The sequence below is a fragment of the Aeromonas sp. Marseille-Q7275 genome, from assembly GCF_965119515.1.
Genome location: NZ_CBCPLW010000002.1, coordinates 137,281 through 158,597 on the forward strand (window position 1 = coordinate 137,281; position 21,317 = coordinate 158,597).

Annotated in this window: 15 protein-coding genes and 6 tRNA genes; 8 read left to right on the forward strand and 13 right to left on the reverse strand. The window is 62.1% G+C overall.

Annotated features, from left to right (window positions below; all coding sequences use genetic code 11):
- Positions 1 to 57 precede the first annotated feature (57 nt).
- From pepA to pbpG, 6 genes are all read left to right on the forward strand, one after another.
- A complete protein-coding gene (gene pepA, locus ACWPWQ_RS02860) occupies positions 58 to 1,569 on the forward strand; it encodes a leucyl aminopeptidase (protein WP_202047457.1) in 1,512 nt (503 codons plus the stop codon).
- Between the two features lie 156 nt (positions 1,570 to 1,725).
- Positions 1,726 to 2,181 (forward strand): DNA polymerase III subunit chi, encoded by a 456-nt coding sequence (locus ACWPWQ_RS02865; protein WP_041206456.1) that lies wholly within the window; start codon positions 1,726 to 1,728, stop codon positions 2,179 to 2,181.
- A gap of 65 nt (positions 2,182 to 2,246) precedes the next feature.
- On the forward strand, positions 2,247 to 5,099 hold the full coding sequence (locus ACWPWQ_RS02870; protein ID WP_454008953.1) for a valine--tRNA ligase: 2,853 nt from the start codon (positions 2,247 to 2,249) through the stop codon (positions 5,097 to 5,099).
- A 243-nt stretch (positions 5,100 to 5,342) separates the two neighbouring features.
- Positions 5,343 to 6,635 (forward strand): hemolysin family protein, encoded by a 1,293-nt coding sequence (locus ACWPWQ_RS02875; RefSeq protein ID WP_319912224.1) that lies wholly within the window; start codon positions 5,343 to 5,345, stop codon positions 6,633 to 6,635.
- An 18-nt stretch (positions 6,636 to 6,653) separates the two neighbouring features.
- Positions 6,654 to 7,319, forward strand: coding sequence for a DedA family protein (locus ACWPWQ_RS02880; RefSeq protein WP_025325626.1), 666 nt, complete (start codon positions 6,654 to 6,656; stop codon positions 7,317 to 7,319).
- 136 nt (positions 7,320 to 7,455) lie between these two features.
- Positions 7,456 to 8,283: a D-alanyl-D-alanine endopeptidase gene (gene pbpG / locus ACWPWQ_RS02885; protein WP_139438681.1), complete on the forward strand. Its 828-nt coding sequence runs from the start codon at positions 7,456 to 7,458 to the stop codon at positions 8,281 to 8,283.
- 377 nt (positions 8,284 to 8,660) lie between these two features.
- On the opposite strand, the gene ACWPWQ_RS02890 is transcribed toward pbpG, so the two are convergent.
- From ACWPWQ_RS02890 to pncC, 12 genes are all read right to left on the reverse strand, one after another.
- Positions 8,661 to 8,737 (reverse strand) — tRNA-Arg (locus tag ACWPWQ_RS02890).
- 25 nt (positions 8,738 to 8,762) lie between these two features.
- Positions 8,763 to 8,839, reverse strand: a tRNA-Arg gene (locus tag ACWPWQ_RS02895).
- Between the two features lie 25 nt (positions 8,840 to 8,864).
- Positions 8,865 to 8,941 (reverse strand) — tRNA-Arg (locus ACWPWQ_RS02900).
- A 26-nt stretch (positions 8,942 to 8,967) separates the two neighbouring features.
- Positions 8,968 to 9,044 (reverse strand) — tRNA-Arg (locus tag ACWPWQ_RS02905).
- A gap of 98 nt (positions 9,045 to 9,142) precedes the next feature.
- Positions 9,143 to 9,219 (reverse strand) — tRNA-Arg (locus ACWPWQ_RS02910).
- Positions 9,220 to 9,223: 4 nt separating this feature from the next.
- Positions 9,224 to 9,316, reverse strand: a tRNA-Ser gene (locus ACWPWQ_RS02915).
- A 213-nt stretch (positions 9,317 to 9,529) separates the two neighbouring features.
- A complete protein-coding gene (gene csrA / locus ACWPWQ_RS02920) occupies positions 9,530 to 9,718 on the reverse strand; it encodes a carbon storage regulator CsrA (protein WP_005315760.1) in 189 nt (62 codons plus the stop codon).
- Between the two features lie 93 nt (positions 9,719 to 9,811).
- Positions 9,812 to 11,059, reverse strand: a complete 1,248-nt coding sequence (locus ACWPWQ_RS02925; protein ID WP_454008954.1) for an aspartate kinase — start codon at positions 11,057 to 11,059, stop codon at positions 9,812 to 9,814.
- A gap of 16 nt (positions 11,060 to 11,075) precedes the next feature.
- Complete coding sequence (gene alaS / locus ACWPWQ_RS02930; RefSeq protein WP_454008955.1) at positions 11,076 to 13,700, reverse strand: alanine--tRNA ligase; 2,625 nt, start codon at positions 13,698 to 13,700, stop codon at positions 11,076 to 11,078.
- Positions 13,701 to 13,976: 276 nt separating this feature from the next.
- On the reverse strand, positions 13,977 to 14,477 hold the full coding sequence (locus ACWPWQ_RS02935) for a regulatory protein RecX (RefSeq protein WP_454009048.1): 501 nt from the start codon (positions 14,475 to 14,477) through the stop codon (positions 13,977 to 13,979).
- Between the two features lie 40 nt (positions 14,478 to 14,517).
- On the reverse strand, positions 14,518 to 15,579 hold the full coding sequence (gene recA, locus ACWPWQ_RS02940; protein WP_005324574.1) for a recombinase RecA: 1,062 nt from the start codon (positions 15,577 to 15,579) through the stop codon (positions 14,518 to 14,520).
- An 80-nt stretch (positions 15,580 to 15,659) separates the two neighbouring features.
- A complete protein-coding gene (pncC, locus tag ACWPWQ_RS02945; protein WP_139438834.1) occupies positions 15,660 to 16,151 on the reverse strand; it encodes a nicotinamide-nucleotide amidase in 492 nt (163 codons plus the stop codon).
- A gap of 240 nt (positions 16,152 to 16,391) precedes the next feature.
- Between pncC and ACWPWQ_RS02950 the strand changes: the two genes are divergently transcribed.
- Both ACWPWQ_RS02950 and mutS read left to right on the forward strand, forming a co-directional pair.
- Complete coding sequence (locus ACWPWQ_RS02950) at positions 16,392 to 16,799, forward strand: Spy/CpxP family protein refolding chaperone (RefSeq protein WP_236661740.1); 408 nt, start codon at positions 16,392 to 16,394, stop codon at positions 16,797 to 16,799.
- Positions 16,800 to 17,067: 268 nt separating this feature from the next.
- Positions 17,068 to 19,638 carry a DNA mismatch repair protein MutS gene (gene mutS, locus ACWPWQ_RS02955; RefSeq protein WP_454008956.1) on the forward strand — a complete coding sequence of 857 codons (2,571 nt, stop codon included), beginning with the start codon at positions 17,068 to 17,070 and terminating at the stop codon, positions 19,636 to 19,638.
- Between the two features lie 75 nt (positions 19,639 to 19,713).
- On the opposite strand, the gene ACWPWQ_RS02960 is transcribed toward mutS, so the two are convergent.
- Positions 19,714 to 21,312 carry a BCCT family transporter gene (locus ACWPWQ_RS02960; protein WP_429161812.1) on the reverse strand — a complete coding sequence of 533 codons (1,599 nt, stop codon included), beginning with the start codon at positions 21,310 to 21,312 and terminating at the stop codon, positions 19,714 to 19,716.
- Between the last annotated feature and the right edge of the window lie 5 nt (positions 21,313 to 21,317).

Genomic DNA, 21,317 nt, shown 5'->3' on the forward strand with positions numbered 1-21,317 from the left:
CAAGCACCGCATTATTCAATAAATGGTGCCTTTTGTCTTTAGGATGTAGGAGATTCCATGGAGTTCAGTGTAAAGAGTGGCAGTCCTGAGAAGCAACGCAGCGCCTGCGTCGTGGTCGGCGTATTTGAGCCTCGCCGCCTCTCTCCGGTTGCCGAACAGCTGGACAAGATCAGCGACGGCTACCTCAGCTCGCTGCTGCGCCGCGGCGATCTGGAAGGCAAACCAGGCCAGATGCTGTTGCTGCATCAAGTACCGGGCGTGCTCAGCGAGCGCGTGCTGCTGGTCGGTTGCGGCAAGGAGCGGGAACTCGACGAACGCCAGTACAAGCAGATCATCAACAAGACCATCACCACCCTGAACGAGACCGGCTCCATGGAGGCTGTCTGCTTCCTGACCGAGCTGCACGTCAAGGGCCGGGATACCTACTGGAAGGTGCGCCAGGCGGTGGAAACCACCAAAGCGGGCCTCTACAGCTTCGATCAGTTCAAGACCAACAAGGCCGAGCCACGCCGCCCGTTGCGCAAGCTGGTCTTCAACGTGCCGACCCGTCGGGAACTGACCATAGGCGAGCGCGCCATCACCCACGGCCTGGCCGTGGCCAAAGGGGTGCGCATCTGCCGCGACGTGGCGAACATGCCGCCCAACGTCTGCAATCCGGCCTACCTCGCCTCCCAGGCCCGCCGTCTGGCGGATGCCTATGACAACATCACCACCAAGGTGATCGGCGAGCAGGAGATGGCCGAACTCGGCATGAACTCCTATCTGGCGGTGGCCCGCGGCTCCGAGAACGAAGCCATGATGGCCATCATCGAATACAAGGGCAACGCCGACGCCAAGCCCATAGTGCTGGTGGGCAAGGGGCTGACCTTCGACTCCGGCGGCATCTCCATCAAGCCGGCCGAAGGCATGGACGAGATGAAGTACGACATGGGCGGCGCCGCCTCCGTGCTCGGCACCATGCACGCCCTGGCCCAGTTGCAGCTGCCCATCAACGTCATAGGCGTGCTGGCGGGCTGCGAGAACATGCCGGGCGGCAACGCCTATCGCCCGGGTGACATCCTCACCACCATGTCCGGCCAGACCGTCGAGGTGCTCAACACCGACGCCGAGGGGCGCCTGGTGCTGTGCGATGCCCTCACCTATGTGGACCGCTACGATCCCGAGACCGTGATCGACGTGGCGACCCTGACCGGCGCCTGCATCATCGCCCTGGGTCACCACACCTCGGGTCTGCTGGCGAACCACAACCCCCTGGCCCACGAGCTGCTCAACGCCTCCGAGCAGGCCGGTGACCGCGCCTGGCGCCTGCCCCTGTTCGACGAGTATCAGGAGCAGCTGGAGAGCCCGTTCGCGGACATGGCCAACATCGGCGGTCGTCCGGCCGGCACCATCACGGCCGCCGCCTTCCTGTCGCGCTTCACCAAGAAGTACAACTGGGCCCACCTGGATATCGCAGGAACCGCCTGGAAGAGTGGCAAGGACAAAGGCTCCACCGGTCGCCCGGTGCCGCTGCTGACCCAGTTCCTGCTCAATCGAGCCGGCGTGGCGGACGTCGAAGACAAGGAGTAACTCCTCTCTTCGGATGCCCGCATCAGGGGAGTGGTACCACAAGGAAGAGGCTCGCCTCTTCCTTGTTTCATTGAGAGAATCCGGGAACACCGTGCCTGACACGGCGCCCCGCAGACGGCCAATCGCTGTCCGTCACAGCCAAACGGGACCAACCTGATGAGCCAAGTGACCTTTTACCTGATGAGTGAGCCGGACGACGCTCAGGCGTCTGCGGTCGAACGCCTCGCCTGCCAACTGGCAGCCGATGGCTGGAGTGCCGGCCACCTCTATCTGTTTTGCAACGACGAGGCCCAGGCCCTGCGCCTGGACGAACTGCTGTGGCAACTGCCACCGGATCGTTTCGTGCCGCACCAGTTGCAGGGAGAGAGCGGCCAGGCCCCGGTGGAGATAGGCCATCAGCCACCGAAGCGGCGCTATGCCCGCCTCATCAACCTGGCCGAGCAGACACCTTTGTTTGCAGGACACTTCGCTCAAGTGGTAGATTTTGTCCCCACTGACGAAACGCAAAAGCAGCAAGCCCGCGAGCGCTACAAGCACTATCGCCAGGCGGGTCATGCCCTCGAGATGAGGGATCAGCCCGTCCTTGCCGCACCGGATCCGGCGCAGCCCTGACTGCGCCACCTTCGATCCACGACGACCCAACACCAGACTCCATCCATCCAGAATACGGCGAGACCATGGAAAAGACTTTTAATCACAACGCCATCGAACAGGCGCTCTATCAGCACTGGGAAGCCCAGGGTTACTTCAAGCCCCACGGTGACACCAGCAAAGACTCCTTCTGCATCATGATCCCGCCGCCGAACGTCACCGGCAGCCTGCACATGGGTCACGCCTTCCAGCAGACCCTGATGGACACCCTGATCCGCTACAACCGCATGCAGGGCAAGAACACCCTGTGGCAGGCGGGTACCGACCATGCCGGTATCGCCACCCAGATGGTGGTTGAGCGCAAGATCGCCGCCGAAGAGGGCAAGACCCGTCACGACTACGGCCGTGACGCCTTCATCGACAAGATCTGGCAGTGGAAGGAAGAGTCCGGCGGCACCATCACCCGTCAGATGCGCCGCCTCGGCGACTCCGTGGATTGGGAGCGCGAGCGCTTCACCATGGATGAGGGCCTCTCCGCCGCCGTCCAGGAAGTGTTCGTGCGTCTCTACGAAGATGGCCTGATGTACCGCGGCAAGCGTCTGGTGAACTGGGATCCCAAGCTCAACACTGCCATCTCCGATCTGGAAGTGGAAAACCGCGAGATCAAGGGCCACATGTGGCACCTGCGCTATCCCCTGGCCAACGGCGCCAAGACTGCCGAGGGCCAGGATCACCTGATCGTCGCCACCACCCGTCCGGAGACCATGCTGGGCGATACCGCCGTGGCCGTGAACCCGGAAGACCCGCGCTACAAGGCGCTGATCGGCCAGCACATACTGCTGCCGCTGGTGAACCGCCTGATCCCCATCGTCGCCGACGAACACGCCGACATGGAGAAGGGCACCGGCTGCGTGAAGATCACCCCGGCTCACGACTTCAACGACAACGAAGTGGGCAAGCGCCACAACCTGCCGATGATCAACATCTTCACCCTGGACGCCCACGTGCGCGCCGAGGCCGAAGTGGTCGACACCAACGGCAACCCCAGCACCGCCTATGACGCCGCCCTGCCGACCGAGTTCGCCGGCATGGAGCGCTTCGCCGCCCGCAAGGCCATCGTCGCCAAGCTGGACGAGCTGGGCCTCTTGGCCGACATCAAGGACCACGTGCTGCAGCAGCCCTACGGCGATCGCGGCGGCGTGCCCATCGAGCCCATGCTGACCGACCAGTGGTACGTGCGCGTGGCGCCCATGGCCAAGACCGCCATCGAGGCGGTGGAAGATGGCCGCATCCAGTTCGTGCCCAAGCAGTACGAAAACATGTACTTCTCCTGGATGCGCGACATTCAGGACTGGTGCGTCTCCCGTCAGCTGTGGTGGGGCCACCGCATCCCGGCCTGGTATGACGACGCCGGCAACGTCTACGTGGGCCGTGACGAGGCGGAAGTGCGTGCCAAGCACAGCATCCCGTCCGTGACCGTGCTGCGTCAGGACGAAGACGTGCTCGACACCTGGTTCAGCTCCGCCCTCTGGACCTTCTCCACCCTGGGCTGGCCGAACAACACCGAGGCGCTCAAGACCTTCCACCCGACCGACGTGCTGATGAGCGGCTTCGACATCATCTTCTTCTGGATTGCCCGGATGATCATGATGACCATGCACTTCATCAAGGACGAGAACGGCCAGCCGCAAGTCCCGTTCAAGACCGTCTACATCACCGGCCTTATCCGTGACGAAGAAGGCCAGAAGATGTCCAAGTCCAAGGGCAACGTGCTGGACCCCCTCGACATGATCGACGGCATCTCCCTGGAAGATCTGCTGGAGAAGCGCACCGGCAACATGATGCAGCCGCAGATGGCCGAGAAGATCGGCAAGCGCACCGCCAAGCAGTTCCCGGAAGGGATCGAGGCCCACGGTACCGACGCCCTGCGCTTCACCCTGGCGGCGCTGGCCAGTACAGGTCGTGACATCAACTGGGACATGAAGCGCCTGGATGGCTACAACAACTTCTGCAACAAGCTGTGGAACGCCTCCCGCTATGTGCTGATGAACACCGAGGATCAGGATTGCGGCCTGCACGGCGGCGAGATGCAGTGCAGCCTGGCGGATCGCTGGATCCAGTCCCAGCTGCAGCTGGCCATCCGTGACTTCCGTACCGCGCTCGATACCTACCGCTTCGATATCGCGGCAGGCGTCTTGTACGAATTTATCTGGAACCAGTTCTGCGACTGGTATCTGGAGCTGACCAAGCCGGTGCTGGGCAAGGGCTCGGAGGCCGAGCAGCGCGCCACCCGTCACACGCTGGTGACCGTGCTGGAGACCCTGCTGCGTCTGGCGCATCCCATCATCCCCTTCATCACCGAGACCATCTGGAAGTCGGTGGCCCCGCTGACCGGTGTCAACGCCGACACCATCATGCTGCAGGCCTTCCCGGAGTTCGATGCCGCCAAGGTAGACGAAGCCGCGATGGCGGATCAGGAGTGGGTGAAGGAGTTCATCGTCGGCATCCGCAACATCCGCGCCGAGATGAATGTGGCGCCGAGCGTGGCCCTCAACGTGCTGCTCAAGTGCGATGCCAAGGATAGCCAGCGTGCCGGTGACAACGAGGCCTTCCTCAAGTCCCTGGCCCGTCTGGAGTCCATCCGCGTGCTTGGCGAAGGTGAAGTCGCCCCCCTGTCGGTCAAAAAATTGATCGGTGCCACCGAGCTGATGATCCCCATGGCGGGCCTCATCGACAAGGAGGCCGAACTGGCCCGTCTGGCCAAAGAGGTCGCCAGGCTGGTCGGCGAGTGTGGTCGCATCGAAGGCAAGCTCGGCAACGAGGCCTTCGTCGCCAAGGCGCCGGAAGCCGTCATCGCCAAGGAGCGCGAGAAGCTGGAGGATTACCGTCTCCAGCTGACCAAGCTGGAAGCCCAGCAGGCCGAGATCGCCGCCCTCTAAGTGCCCCTCCCGAGCCCAAAAAGCCCCCGTCTATCGGGGGCTTTTCATTTTCCGCCCCCGGATGGCAAGGCCGCTGGTATCGTGCCGCTGCCAGCATGACGACGACGCCGTGAGGAACACATGCCCTCTTGCCGCGGGAGAAATTGAAAAATTCACGGGCCAAATCACCTCCTTTCACAAGCGCAGCGCCCGCAAATTCATTACACTGCCAGCGATCTTTTCTACCGGGAGTGCTGCTGCAGTATGGAAATATTGATCCTGCTTGGATTGATTTTGCTCAATGGCGTCTTCGCCATGTCGGAAATCGCCATCGTCACCGCACGCAAGGCCCGTCTCAGCAAGATGGCCAGCGAGGGAAGCCGCTCTGCCGCCATCGCCCTCAAGCTGGGGGAGAATCCGACCCATTTCCTCTCCGCCGTCCAGATCGGCATCACCAGTATCGGCCTGCTCAACGGCATCTATGGCGAGTCCCTGCTGGCCCAGCCCTTCGCACAGTGGTTGCAGGAGTGGGGCCTCTCTCCCAAGAGCAGCAGCCTGATCGCCACCGTGATCGTCGTGGTGCTGGTGACCTACCTCTCCATCGTGGTGGGGGAACTGGTGCCCAAGCGCCTCGGTCAGCTCAATGCCGAGCGCATCGCCTGCCTGGTGGCCCGCCCCATGCTCTGGCTGGCGACCCTGACCCGCCCCTTCGTCTGGCTGCTGTCCGCCTCCACCAACGCCAGCCTGCGCCTGCTGCGGGTCGATCAGAATAACAGCAACAACGTCACCCAGGAGGAGATCCACGCCATGCTGGTGGAAGGCTCCGAGGCCGGGATCATCGAGGATCACGAGCACACCATGTTGCGGAACGTGTTCCGCCTCGACGAACGCAGCCTCTCCTCCCTGATGGTGCCCCGCAGCGACATCCGCTATCTGGATCTCTCCCTGCCGCTCGAGACCAACCTGCAGCGCCTGGTGGAGTATCGCCACAGCTTCTTCCCGGTCTGTGACGGCAGCCTCTCTGATCTGGTGGGCATCCTCAACGTCAGCAAGGTGCTGCACGCCTACATCAAGGGGGAGCCCATCGATCTGGCGGCCCTGACCCAGGACGGCAGCCTGTTGCCGGAGACCCTCAACGGCCTGGAGCTGCTCAACCACTTCCGCGCCCACGCCGAGCACATGGTGCTGGTGGTGGATGAATACGGCGAGCTGCAGGGGCTGGTCACCCAGCAGGATCTGCTGGAGACCCTGGCGGGCGACTTCCAGCAGGAAGACGGGGAGGACAACTGGGCCTTCCAGCGTGCCGATGGCAGCTGGCTGCTCGACGGCCTGATCCCGCTGCCGGAATTGAAGGACTGTCTGGAACTGGTTCGCCTCCCGGAAGAAGAAAAACATCACTATCACACCCTCGGAGGGCTTATCATGCTGCTCCTTGGCCGCCTTCCCCAGACCGGAGACCTGGTCACCCTGGAACAGTGGCAACTGGAAATCGTGGATATGGACGGCCTGCGCATCGACAAGGTGCTTGCCATGCCCTTGACCGACCAACCCAGCTAACCTGCGGAGTTTGCATGTATGGAGCAGTTTTACCACCTGGCTCACGCCTTCATTAATCAGGATCTGGCGACCCTGTCCGACCCCAAGATGGTCTTCATGGTCTACATAGTCCTGCTGACCTTCCTGGTGCTGGAAAATGGCTTCATCCCGACCGCCTTCCTGCCCGGTGACACCCTGCTGATCCTGACCGGCGTGCTCATCTATCAAGGGGTACTGCCGCTCGCCGTCATCCCGCTGCTGATCCTGGCGACCTTCGTCGGCACCTGGCTCGGCTACATGCAGGGGCGCTTCCTCGGCCACACCCAGATGTACCACAGGCTGATGTCCCACCTGGATGAGAAGCACAAGGAGAAGGTGCACTACCTGCTCAACAAGTACGGCATCATCACCCTGATCACCGCCCGCTACATCGCCTTCGTGCGCACCGCCTACCCCTACATAGTCGGCGCCAACGAGATACCCCAGGGCCGCTTCCTGGTGGTCAACCTCATCAGCTCCATCATGTGGATCTGCCCCCTGGTCGGGCTGGGTTACTACCTGAGCCACACCAAGCTTGCCGCGCAGTATGAGTCCCAGTTCCTCAGCATCATCCTCTGCCTGCCGCTGGTGCTGCTGGTCGGCGGCTTGATAGCGCTGGTCTGGCGCTGGCTGAGCAAACGCAAGGTCCACGTCTCCAGGGACTGAGCGAAATCACAGGGGTCGCCGAGAGGCGGCCCTTTTTTATGGAAATAGTGGCGAATTCAGCTCTCCCGCTCTTGTAAAGCGAGGGCAAAAATGAGTGAATCTAGCGCCTTTTTTCGCTGTGGATGGAGTCGGTTGTATGGGGTGTCGGATTCGCGCAATCGCGCTGGTATGTGGATTGATGGGACTGCTAGGATCGCAGGCAGCCCTGGCGGCGCCCAACCCGGCCAAGCTGCAACTGAAATCGGGCAGTGCCCTGGTGATGGACATCAACACGGGCAAGACCCTCTACCAGAAGAACCCTGCCCAGGTGCGCCCCATCGCCTCCCTCACCAAGCTGATGACGGCCCTGGTGGTGCTGGATGCCCGCCAGAACCTCAATCAGACCCTGACCATAGATCAGAACGACAGGGACAACCTCAAGCACACCTACTCCCGGGTGCGCATGGGCACCAAGGTGAGCCGCCGTGACGCCCTGCACCTGGCGCTGATGTCTTCCGAGAATCGCATGGCCTCTGCCCTCGCCCGCCACTACCCGGGTGGCCGCTCGGCCTTCATTCGCGCCATGAACAACAAGGCCAGACAGCTTGGCATGCGCAACAGCCGTTTCTACGACTCCACCGGCCTGTCGACCCGCAACGTCTCCACCGCACGGGATCTGGCCAGGCTCATCGCCGCCGCCTATCGCCAGCCGCTGATCCGCCAGTTCACCCAGGACACCAACAAGGAGATGCGCTTCAGCACCCCCGCCTACAGCCTGATGTTCAACAACACCAATCCCCTGGTGAAGAACCCGGACTGGGACGTGCGCCTCTCCAAGACCGGCTACACCGACGAGGCGGGGCGCTGCCTGCTGATGCGTGCCAAGCCGGACCGTCAGGAGCTCGCCATAGTGCTGCTCAACTCCGTGGGTAAACGCACCCCCATCGGCGATGCCAACCGCATTCGCAAATGGCTGAAAAGCTGAATGAACCACGCAAACAAAAAGGATGCCTCGGCATCCTTTTTGTTTGCCCGCCAAAGGCTGCTCTCGGCCGCCAGGGCGCGCAACGCCCAGAGCCTGGGTTCATGCCGCCCTCATGGTGCCAACGAGCACAGAGCGTTCCTGCAGCAGCGCCTGTGAGCAGCTGGAGGTGGCATGGGGCTGGGATGACAAGACGCCGAGTGGCAGGGTCTGATCCGGATAGGGGGAAGGTAGGACGAAGACAGGGAGTGATATGGTGGGCACGACAAGCGTCATTCAATCCGGCGGCACATCGATCGCCATCAGGGCTGCAGAGCCCCACGACCCGGGGAATGGTGCCCATAAAAAAACAGCCCCGACTGACGTCGAGGCTGTCTGTATGGTGCGCCCGAGAGGATTCGAACCTCTGACCACCTGGTTCGTAGCCAGGTACTCTATCCAGCTGAGCTACGGGCGCTCATCAACTTTTGGTACTGCTAAAATGGTGCGCCCGAGAGGATTCGAACCTCTGACCACCTGGTTCGTAGCCAGGTACTCTATCCAGCTGAGCTACGGGCGCTCACAAACTTTTGGTACTGCTAAAATGGTGCGCCCGAGAGGATTCGAACCTCTGACCACCTGGTTCGTAGCCAGGTACTCTATCCAGCTGAGCTACGGGCGCTCATAAATCTTTGATTTCACTTTAAATGGTGCGCCCGAGAGGATTCGAACCTCTGACCACCTGGTTCGTAGCCAGGTACTCTATCCAGCTGAGCTACGGGCGCCCTGATTTAAAGCGATAAAAAAAGCTTACTCAACAGTAAGCCTTTTCTAGCGTACCGACCTGCTGACAGTCGATACATGACTCATCGTGAGTCGAATATGGTGCGCCCGAGAGGATTCGAACCTCTGACCACCTGGTTCGTAGCCAGGTACTCTATCCAGCTGAGCTACGGGCGCAAAATGGCGGAGAAGGGGGGATTCGAACCCCCGATGCGGGTATAAGCCGCATACTCCCTTAGCAGGGGAGCGCCTTCAGCCTCTCGGCCACCTCTCCGTTTGCGGGGCTGATAATACTTCACAGGGATTTTTAGTCAAACACTTTTTTGGAGAAAACAGCGTGTTCGCTCAGCATTTGGTCAAAGCGTGGAATATTCAAGCAATATCGACACTTACCCCCTGGTTCCGCGCCTCGCAAGGCGATTTGCAGGGCCCGGAAAAACAAAAGGCGACACCTGAGATGTCGCCTTGAGGCTGCCAATGGAATGGCTTAGAAATTCGGTTGGCCCGGTACTTTCTCGGCCTGTATCCGCATGTATATCTCTTCGCGATGCACGGAGACCTCTTTGGGTGCGTTCACACCGATACGAACCTGGTTACCCTTAACGCCCAGCACGGTGACTGTCACTTCGTCACCGATCATCAGGGTTTCCCCTACACGACGAGTCAAAATAAGCATTCGCTTGCTCCTGTATCCTGTTTTGTATTTATATCGATATGCGCCATTATCTTACAAAGATACCGATATGGTAAATGGTTGAAACTAAATCAATCAGGGATTGTTCCCCAAGGGCTGCTCATGAGGCTCATTATCCAGCCCGAACGCTGAGTGCAACGAACGCACGGCCAGCTCCAGGTACTTCTCGTCAATCACCACGGATATCTTGATTTCAGAGGTGGAGATCAACTGCATGTTGATCCCCTCCTCGCCCAATACCTTGAACATGGTGCGCGCGACCCCGGGATGATTCCACATGCCGACCCCGACGATGGAGACCTTGGCGATCTCCCCGTTGCCCTGCACGCAGGCTGCCCCCAGCTCGGTGGCGGTCTCCTCCAGCAGGGCGCGAGCCCGGCGATAGTCATCGCGATTCACCGTGAAGGTAAAGTCGGCGGTGCCATCCCCCATGGTGTTCTGCACTATCATGTCGACATCTATGTTGGCATCGCTGATCGGATTCAGGATCTGCGCGGCCACGGTCGGCCGGTCCGGCACACCCAGAATGGTCAGGCTGGCCTCGTTGCGGTTGAACGCAATGCCGGATACCAGGGGCGCTTCCATCCTCTCACCTCCATATGTGATTAAGGTTCCCTCTCCGTCGACAAAACTCGACAGCACCCGCAGCGGTACGCGGTACTTGCCCGCGAATTCCACCGAACGGATCTGCAGCACCTTGGCCCCCAGGCTCGCCATCTCCAGCATCTCCTCAAAGGTGATGGTGGAGAGGCGGCGTGCCTTGGGCTCGATGCGCGGATCCGTGGTATAGACCCCATCCACATCGGTAAAGATCTGGCATTCATCGGCCTTGATGGCGGCCGCCACGGCAACCGCCGTGGTGTCCGAACCACCTCGCCCCAGGGTGGTGATGGCGTTGTGCTCATCACGGCCCTGGAAGCCGGCGATCACCACCACCTTGCCCGCACCCAGCTCGGCCTGAACCTGCTCGGTGTCGATCTGGGTGATGCGCGCCTTGCCATGGGCGGAATCAGTGTGGATACGAACCTGATCACCGGTCATTGAGACCGCAGGACAACCCCGTTTGTTCAACGCGATGGCCAGCAGCGCTATGGTGACCTGTTCACCGGTCGAGACCAGCACATCCATCTCGCGCCGGTTGGCATCCGGATCCAGCTGCTGGGCCATGCCCAGCAACCGGTTTGTTTCGCCCGACATGGCGGACACCACCACCACCACATCATGCCCCTGGGCGCGGCTCAGCTGAACGCGATCAGCTACCGCCTCGATCCGCACCAGCGTGCCGACCGAGGTGCCGCCGTACTTCTGTACATAGAGTGCCACAGATCACCTCGCCCGTTTACAGGCGCTCTTCCAGCCAGGAGTGAACGGATTGCAGGGCCGCCGGCACCGCTTCAGGCTGGGTGCCACCCGCCTGGGCCATGTCAGGACGTCCACCGCCCTTGCCACCCACCTGCTGGGCCACCAGGTTGACCAGCTCGCCGGCCTTCACCTTGGCGGTCAGATCGTTGGTCACGCCGGCGATCAGGTTGACCTTGTCCTCGCTGCTGGTTGCCAGCAGTACGACACCGGACTTCATCCGGTTCTTCAGCTCGTCCAGCATGCCGCGCAGGGACTTGGGATCGGCACCGTCCAGCGCCGCGATCAGCACCTTCTGGCCCTTGATCTCGATCACCTGGCTCAGCAGGTCGCTGCCAGCCTGAGCGGCCAGCTTGGCCTTGAGCTGCTCCAGCTCGCGCTCCATCATCCTGGACTTGTCCAGCAGCTGGCGCACCTTGCTACCGATGGAGAACTGGTCCCCTTTCACCAGGGCTGCGGCCTCTTCAAACTGCTCTGCCAGCTGGTGCATGAAATCGATGGCGCCCTTGCCGGTCACTGCTTCGATGCGGCGCACCCCGGCGGCAACACCGCTCTCGGCGATGATCTTGAAGAAGCCGATGTCACCGGTACGCTTGGCGTGAGTACCGCCACACAGCTCGGTGGAGTAGTCGCCCATGCGCACGACACGCACGTCCTCTTCATACTTCTCGCCAAACAGCGCCATGGCGCCGGCGGCCTTGGCCGCTTCCAGATCCATCACCTGGGTGACGACATCGTGGTTGGCACGGATCTGGGCGTTGACCAGCTCCTCGACCCGGCGAATGGTCGCCATGGTCAGGCCTTCGAAGTGGGAGAAGTCGAAGCGCATGCGCTCCGCCCCGACCAGGGAGCCCTTCTGGGTCACATGATCACCCAGCGCCTGGCGCAGGGCCGCGTGCAGCAGGTGAGTGACCGAGTGGTTCAGGGCCACGGCCTGACGGCGCTCCCCGTCGACCACGGCTTCCACCTCGGCGCCCTTCTCCAGGGTACCCAGCTCCATATAGCCCTTGTGGATGATGGCATTGCCCGCATACTGGGTGTCGGTCACGGCGAAGATGCCGTCATCCACTTTCAGAATGCCGCTGTCGCCCACCTGACCACCGGATTCGGCGTAGAAGGGGGTCTCGGCCAGCACGATCACCGCTTCTTCACCGGCGATCAGCCCGCTCACTTCGACAGCATCCTTGTAGATGCCGACCACCTGAGTCGTTTGGCTCAGCTGCTTGTAACCGGTAAATGGGGTCTCGAAATCGAGTTTCAACACCTCGTTGTAGTTCACACCGAAGTTGGAGGCCTCCTTCGCACGGGCGCGCTGCTTCTCCATCTCGGCCTTGAAGCCTTCCTCGTCGATACCGATCTCGCGCTCGCGGACCACATCGGCGGTGAGATCTGCCGGGAAACCGTAGGTGTCATACAGCTTGAACACCACCTCCCCCGGGATGACCTTGGCATCCCCCAGGTTCGCCAGCACCTCTTCGAGCAGCAGCAGCCCCCTGTCCAGGGTGCGGACGAACTGCTCCTCCTCGATGCGCAGCACGCGCTCGACCAGCGGCAGCTGGGCGATGAGTTCGGCAGCCACGTCCTTCATCTGCACCGCCAGCTCGGCGGCCAGCTTGTAGAAGAAGATCTCGGTGGCACCCAGCTTGCGACCGTGGCGCACGGCGCGGCGGATGATGCGGCGCAGCACATAGCCACGGCCTTCGTTGGAGGGCATGACGCCGTCAGCCACCAGGAAAGCGCAGGAGCGGATATGGTCGGCGATGACGCGCAGGGACTGGTTGCTCAGATCCGTGGTGCCGACGATCTCGGCCGCCTTCTTGATCAACGCCTGGAAGATGTCGATCTCGTAGTTGGAGTGCACTCCCTGCATGATGGCGGAGATGCGCTCCAGGCCCATGCCGGTGTCCACGGACGGACGGGGCAGCGGCTCCATGGTGCCGTCAGCCTGACGGTTGAACTGCATGAAGACCACGTTCCAGATCTCGATGAAACGGTCGCCGTCTTCCTCCGGTGAGCCGGGAGGGCCACCCCAGAGGTGATCGCCGTGATCGTAGAAGATCTCGGTGCAAGGGCCGCAGGGACCGGTGTCACCCATCTGCCAGAAGTTATCGGAGGCAAAGGCGGCACCCTTGTTGTCGCCGATGCGCACGATGCGCTCGACCGGCACGCCGATCTCGTTTGCCCAGATGTTGAAAGCTTCGTCGTCCGTTTCATAGACGGTCACCAGCAGGCGCTCTTTGGGCAGCTTGAGGGTACCGGTCAGGAATTCCCAGGCAAAACGGATGGCGTCCTGCTTGAAGTAGTCACCGAAGCTGAAGTTGCCCAGCATCTCGAAGAAGGTGTGGTGACGAGCGGTATAGCCGACGTTTTCCAGGTCATTGTGCTTGCCGCCGGCCCGCACACAGCGCTGGGCCGTGGTCGCGCGGTTGTAGGCACGTTTCTCTGCGCCAAGGAACACGTCCTTGAACTGGTTCATCCCTGCGTTGGTGAACAGCAAGGTCGGATCGTTGTGCGGCACCAGCGAGCTGGAGGAGACAACCTGGTGCCCCTGGGAGCGGAAATACTCGAGAAACGCTGCGCGTAACTCTGACGTGGACATATACATGGAAAATCCTGCTTGATTCGGATACGGACTTTTAATCGCAATAATGTAAGTTTTCTGCGGGGTAAAGTAAAACGCGCGGGCCCGTCACGGGTGAAAAAGCCCCCAATGAACGGGGCCGCGGCAGGACGCCGTACAGGAGCAGGCAGAAAGGGGAGTCGGCTGGGTGGCGGATCATGGTGCCGCGGCCATCAGAAACAGGATAAAACAGGGAAAAGGCCCTCTCTTATCAGCGCACGGTGCATGAACACGCATGGCGCCATGACCAGCACCGACCCTTTATTCCTCCCCCTGCTGCAGGGCAGAGATGGCGTAACGCGCCTGATCCTGGGTAAAGCCCCGCCCAAGCAGGTACTTGAGCCATTTCATCCGCAGCTTGAAATCCGCCAGATCGGCGACGCTGGCACGCCGTGCCAGCAGGGCGAGCGCCAGCTCGAACCAGTCCAGCTCCGGCTGGTCGAAGGCGGCGTCTATCTGCATATCGTCCAGCCCCTTGCGGCGCAGATCGAAGCGGATCTTGATGGGACCATGGCCCTTGGCCGCACCGGCCCGCACCGCCATGGCGCCGTAACGATCGTCATTGACCCAGTTGTAGCCGCGGCAATACTCGATAACCGCCTCGATCACCTCTTCATTGAAGCCCTGCAGCCGCAGCCGCTTGGCCAGCTCCGACTCGGCGCTCTCGCGGCGAGCCAGACTGCGCATGGCAAAGGCGCGGGCGGCGGCAAACATGTCTTCAAAGGAGAGTTCAACGGGTTCGGGGGAGGATTCATCGACCATAAATGACAAGGCCGGGTATCAACCCGGCCTTCCTTGTTCCTTATTCGAACTCTTGTTCGCTTTCGTCTTCAAACTCTTCGGCGACCGCGGCCACCGGCTTCTCGACCGGTACGGCACCGGAGAGCAGCAGCTCACGCAGGCGGGCTTCCACCTCGGCAGCCATCACCTTGTTCTCGGCGAACAGCTTCATCACGTTGGCCTTGCCCTGACCGATCTTCTCGCCGTTGTAGCTGTACCAGGCACCAGCCTTGTCGATCAGCTTGTGCTTGACGCCCAGATCCACCAGCTCGCCCTCTTTGGAGATGCCGGCACCGTAGAAGATCTGGAACTCGGCCTGCTTGAAGGGCGGGGCCACCTTGTTCTTGACTACCTTGACGCGGGTCTCGTTACCGACCACTTCGTCACCTTCCTTGATGGCGCCGATGCGACGGATATCCAGACGCACCGAGGCATAGAACTTGAGCGCGTTACCACCCGTGGTGGTCTCCGGGCTGCCGAACATGACGCCGATCTTCATCCGGATCTGGTTGATGAAGATGCACAGGCAGTTGGCGTTCTTGATGTTGGCGGTCAGCTTGCGCAGGGCCTGGGACATCAGGCGGGCCTGCAGGCCGACGTGAGAGTCACCCATCTCCCCTTCGATTTCCGCTTTCGGCGTCAGGGCTGCCACCGAGTCGACGATGATGACGTCAACGGCGTTGGAGCGCACCAGCATGTCGCAGATCTCCAGGGCCTGTTCACCGGTATCCGGCTGGGAGATCAGCAGGTCGTCGACGTTGACCCCCAGCTTGGCGGCATAGATGGGGTCGAGGGCGTGTTCCGCATCGACGAAGGCACAGGTCTTGCCTTTCTTCTGGGCTTCCGCGATCACCTGCAGGGTGAGGGTGGTTTTACCTGACGATTCCGGGCCGTAGATCTCGACGATACGACCGCACGGCAGACCGCCGATGCCCAGCGCCACGTCCAGGGAGAGGGAGCCGGTGGAGATGGCTTCGATGTCCATGGTCTTGCTGTCGCCCAGACGCATGATGGAGCCTTTGCCAAACTGCTTTTCGATCTGGCCCAGCGCAGCCGCCAGTGCCTTCTGTTTGTTCTGATCCATGCCAATCTCCGCTGGGAATCGTGATGTAGAAGTGAAGTTGGGCTAAGTATACTGTTTATGCATACAGTATCAAGCCCAATTTATCTGAGCAGGGCCAGCAGTCCGGACAAGGCCTGTCTGACCGCCTGCTGGCGCACCTGATGGCGGTCGCCATCGAAGCGGGCAAGCAGGGAGTGATGACGGCCCGAGCGATCCGCCCAGGCGAACCAGACGGTGCCGACCGGCTTGTCGTCACTGCCGCCACCGGGCCCGGCGATGCCGCTGACGGCGACGCAGATCCCCGCATCGGAACGGGCCAGGCACCCTCTGGCCATCTCCAGCACCACGGCCTCGCTGACGGCACCATGGCGCAGCAGGCTGTCGATGCTCACCCCCAGCATCTGCTGCTTGGCTTCGTTGGTGTAGGTGACAAAACCGCGGTCGAACCAGCCTGAGCTGCCCGCAATATCCGTGATGGCCGTGGCGACGCCGCCACCGGTGCAGGACTCCGCCGTGGCGGCGAGCCAGCCTCTTGCCTGCAATGCCTCGCCGAGCTCCCGGGATAAACGGTCGATCTCTGCCTCAAGCCCCATCATCATGCCCTCTCTGGCCCCTTGCGGGGGAAACATGGGGGTCATTATGCAGTTGCCCCGAATCGCGAGCAACCGACCCGGGACCAGCTGCGTCAGCGACCGACCGGTATGGCCCTGCCGGCATTCCCGCACCACAGCGGCAAGTCGCCCGCGCTTAAGCTCCAGTACATGGGGCTTCCTATAATCTGCAGGCACCGCCATGTATGCGGTTTCTATCTTTTTGGATACTGGAGAAAGCAGATGAAGCATCAATTTAAAGTCGCCATGACTGCCCTGGCGATCTGTTTTGCCACCAACACCTTCGCCGCCGAGAGCACCCCGGAGCTGCAGAGCGAGACCACCCTGGCGCAAGAGCTGAACCTCTCCACCGCACAGGTTGAGCAGATCAAGAGCCTGCGTGAGCAGGCGGCCAAGGAGCTCGGCGCGGTCAAGCTCGACGCCATCGGTCAGGACGTCATCATCAACATGATCAAGACCGGCAAGTGGGACGAAGCGGCCGCCAAGAAGCAGTTGCAGACCATCAGCAACGTGCAGGCCGAGGCTCGCTACTACCGTGCCCATTACCTGTTCGAAGTCAGCAAGGTGCTGACCCCGGAGCAGAAAACCAAGCTGCACGAGATGCTCAGTGGCAACGAAGCCATGTATTGAGAGACGGCTCCCGTTTCTGTGATGCCAATCCCCGCGCTGATGGCGGGGATCTTGCCCCTTACTCCCGCACGCCTCGCGCCCCACCCTCCTCTTAGCTTCTGATCCCGGTGACGGCCTGCCAACGTCACCCGCCCCCTGAAACCTCAGGACAGCCTTCCCCAACGCGAGATAACCCCTCACCATCTCGGCCCGACCATGTAGAATGGCCACCAGATTCAGACCCATTACGGCAGACGCTTGCCCGCAAGAGCACCTTCTGGAATAGAACATGACAGCACAGCACCAAGCCACCAGCGCCAACCTGAGCGCCCACACCCCCATGATGCAGCAGTACCTTGGCCTCAAGGCCGAGAACCCCGAGATCCTGCTGTTCTACCGGATGGGCGACTTCTACGAGCTGTTCTACGACGATGCCCGCAAGGCGTCCCAACTGCTCGACATCTCCCTGACCAAGCGCGGCCAGTCCGCGGGCAGCCCCATTCCCATGGCGGGCGTCCCCTATCACGCCATCGAGGGCTATCTGGCCAAGCTGGTGCAGCTTGGTGAATCCGCCGCCATCTGCGAACAGGTGGGGGATCCCGCCACCAGCAAGGGACCGGTGGAGCGCAAGGTCATTCGCATCATCACCCCGGGCACAGTCTCCGACGAGGCGCTGCTCAGCGAGCGGCAGGACAACCTGATCGCCGCCGTCTACCACGATGGCCGCCGCTTCGGCTACGGCACCATGGACATCGGCTCCGGCCGCTTCTTCATCAACCAGTTCGAGAAAGAAGAGACCCTGCTGGCGGAGCTGCAGCGCACCAATCCGGCCGAACTGCTCTACCCGGAATCCTTCGAGTTCCTGCGCCACGTCGAGGGTCGCCGTGGCCTGCGCCGCCGCCCGGAGTGGGAGTTCGAGCTGGGTACCGCCCGCAAGCTGCTCTGCCAGCAGTTCGGCACCCAGGATCTGGTGGGCTTCGGCGTCGAGCAGAGCGAGACAGCGCTGTGCGCCGCCGGTTGCCTGATGCAGTACGTCAAAGACACTCAGCGCACCGCCCTGCCCCACATCCGCAGCGTGCGCCTGGAGCAGCCGGATCACGCCGTCATCATGGATGCCGCCACCCGCCGCAATCTGGAGCTGACCCAGAATCTGGCCGGTGGCTATGAAAATACCCTGGCCGAGGTGCTGGATCGCACCGCCACCCCCATGGGCAGCCGCTTGCTCAAGCGCTGGATCCACCAGCCGATCCGCGATCGGGTGATCCTCAAAGGTCGCCAGAGCACCATCAAGGAGCTCATCGAGCAGAACCTCTACGACGAGCTGGGCGGATTGCTGCGCCAGGTGGGCGATGTGGAGCGGGTGCTGGCCCGTCTGGCCCTGCGCTCGGCCCGCCCCCGCGACCTCACCCGCCTGCGTCAGGCCTTCGCCCAGTTGCCCGAGTTGCAGCGCCTGCTGGCGGACAACGAGCACGAAGCGGTGCAGCAGCTGCGCGAGCGCGCCAGCACCTTCCCCGAACTGCTCGACCTGCTGGAGCGCGCGGTGATGGAGGTGCCGCCTGTGCTGATCCGCGATGGCGGCGTCATCCGTGACGGCTTCAACCAGGAGCTGGACGAGCTGCGGGATCTGGCCAACGGCGCCACCGCCAGCCTCGCCCGCATCGAGGAGCGTGAGCGGCTGCTGACCGGCATCAACACCCTCAAGGTCGGTTACAACAAGGTGCACGGCTTCTATATCGAGGTGAGCCGCGCCAACAGCCATCTGGTGCCAGCTCACTACATCCGCCGCCAGACTCTCAAGAACAACGAACGCTACATCATCGACGAGCTTAAAAAGTACGAGGACAAGGTGCTCACCGCCCAGGCCCAGGCGCTGGCACTGGAGAAGCGACTCTACGAAGAGCTGCTCGACACCCTGCTGCCCCACCTCGGCGATCTGCAGGAGTCAGCAGCCGCACTGGCGGAGCTGGACGTGCTGGCCAATCTGGCGGAGCGGGCCGAGACCCTCGACTACCGCTGCCCGACGCTCATCGACGAGGATCAGATCCTGATCGAGGCGGGACGCCATCCGGTGGTGGAGCAGGTGATGACAGACCCCTTCATCGCCAACCCCATCCGGCTGGAGCGGGAGCGCCGGATGCTGATCATCACAGGTCCCAACATGGGCGGTAAATCCACCTATATGCGCCAGACCGCGCTGATCGTGCTGCTGGCTCACATCGGCGCCTTCGTGCCCGCCGACAGCGCCCGCATCGGCCCCATCGACCGCATCTTCACCCGCATCGGGGCATCGGACGACTTAGCTTCGGGAAGATCCACCTTCATGGTGGAGATGACCGAGACAGCCAACATCCTCAACAACGCCACCGCCCGCAGTCTGGTGCTGATGGACGAGATTGGCCGCGGTACCAGCACCTATGACGGCCTGTCGCTGGCGTGGGCCTGCGCCGAACAGCTGGCGAGCAAGATTGGCGCCTACACCCTGTTCGCCACCCACTACTTCGAGCTGACCCGCTTGCCGGAGCTGATGAGCGGGCTGGCCAACGTCCACCTCGATGCGGTGGAGCACGGCGACACCATCGCCTTCATGCACGCGGTGCAGGAAGGCGCGGCCAGCCGCTCCTACGGTCTGCAAGTGGCGGCACTGGCTGGGGTGCCGAAATCGGTGATCCAGCAGGCCCGTCACAAACTGCACGAGCTGGAGAGCGCCACCCCGGTCGCCGCCGGTGAAAGCCGCCCGGCCCCGGTGACTCTCGCCCCGCAGATCCATCCGGTGGTGGAAGAGCTGGCAGCGGTGCGCCCGGACGAGCTGACCCCCCGCCAGGCGCTGGACCTGCTCTATCGCCTCAAGCAGATGCTGTAAGCACCGGCCGCCGCTCAGGCATGAAAAAAGGGGAACCGCGAGGTTCCCCTTTTTTGCCTGGTTGGCACTGGAGCATCAACCCGGACCGATGCGATCCAGCAGGCTCAGATTGACCGAGCCGGGATGGCGCTTGAGCTTCTGCCGGTATTCGAACTGGTGCTGGCTCTCCTGCTTGAGCCCCTGCATCAGCGAATAGCACATGGCCAGCATGATCAGCGAGAAGGGCAGCGCGGCTATGATGCTGGCCGCCTGCAGGGCCGCCAGGCCGCCGGAGACCAGCAGGATGGCCGCCACCAGACCCTGGCCCAGCCCCCAGATGGCGCGGTGCAGCACGGGGGGATCCTGATCGCCGATGGAGAGCAGCGTCGTAATCACGAGCGTGCCCGAGTCGCTGGAGGTGATGAAGTAGGTGCAGATAAGCAGGGTCAACACCCCTTTCGCAATCCAGCCGAAGGTCTCCCAGTGCAGCAGATCCACCGTCTTGTAGAGCGCCAGGGTCACGTCCTGGTTGACTGCCGCCACCACACCACCGCCGCCGAACAGCTCCAGATGCATGGCCGTACCGCCGAACACGGTGAGCCAGAACATGCCGAGCAGGGAGGGCACCAGCAGCACGCCGAGCACGAACTCACGAATGGTGCGCCCCTTGGAGATGCGGGCGATGAACATGCCGACGAAGGGGGCCCAGGCTATCCACCAGCCCCAGTAGAAGGCGGTCCAGCTCGATTGCCAGGCCGAGGTGCCGTTGGCCTCGGTGTTGGTCCAGAAGCTCAGTTTGACGATGTTCTGCAGGTAATCGCCGATGTTCTGCACATAGGCGTTGAGGATGTAGGTGGTCGGCCCCAGCACCAGGAAGAGGGCGAGGATGAAGGCGCTCAGCCAGATGTTGAGCTCGGAGAGGATCTTCACCCCACGCCCCACGCCGGAGATGGCCGACAGGGTGGCGATCAGGCTGATGCCGCCGATGAGCCAGAGCTGGCTGTGCTGGGAGACTTCCATGCCGAACATCTGGTTGAGGCCGGTGTTCATCTGGGAGACGCCAAGCCCCAGGGAGGTGGCCACCCCGAACACTGTGCCGAACACCGCCAGCACGTCGGCGGCATGGCCCCAGAAGCCGTAGATCCGCTCGCCGAGAATGGGGTAGAGCACGGAGCGAATGGCCAGCGGCAACTTGCGGCGGTAGCTGAAGAAGGCCAGCGACAGGCCGACGATCACATAGATGGCCCAGGGGTGCAGACCCCAGTGGAAGAAGGTGAGGCGCATGGCCATCTGGGCCGCTTCCGGCGTCATCCCCTCGGTGACGAAGGGGTTGCCCTGCAGGTGATACATGGGCTCGGCGATGCTCCAGAACACCAGGCCTATGCCCATGCCGGCGCTGAACAACATGGAGAACCAGGCGAAGTAGCCGAACTCCGGTACCTGGTCGTCGTCGCCCAGTCGAATGCTGCCAAAACGGCTGAACATCAGGTAGACGGCGAAGAACAGGAACAGGGCGACCACCAGGATGTAGTACCACTTGAAGCCAGCGATGATGGTGTCCTTGGCGCCGGTGAACCAGGTTCCCGCGGTATCCGGGTCAAACACCCCGAACAGCAGGAACAGGGTCACGACGGTGAGGGCCGTCATGGCCATGGTGGGATTGAGGCCTTTCAATAGCCCTTTGGTTGCTCTCATCGGGC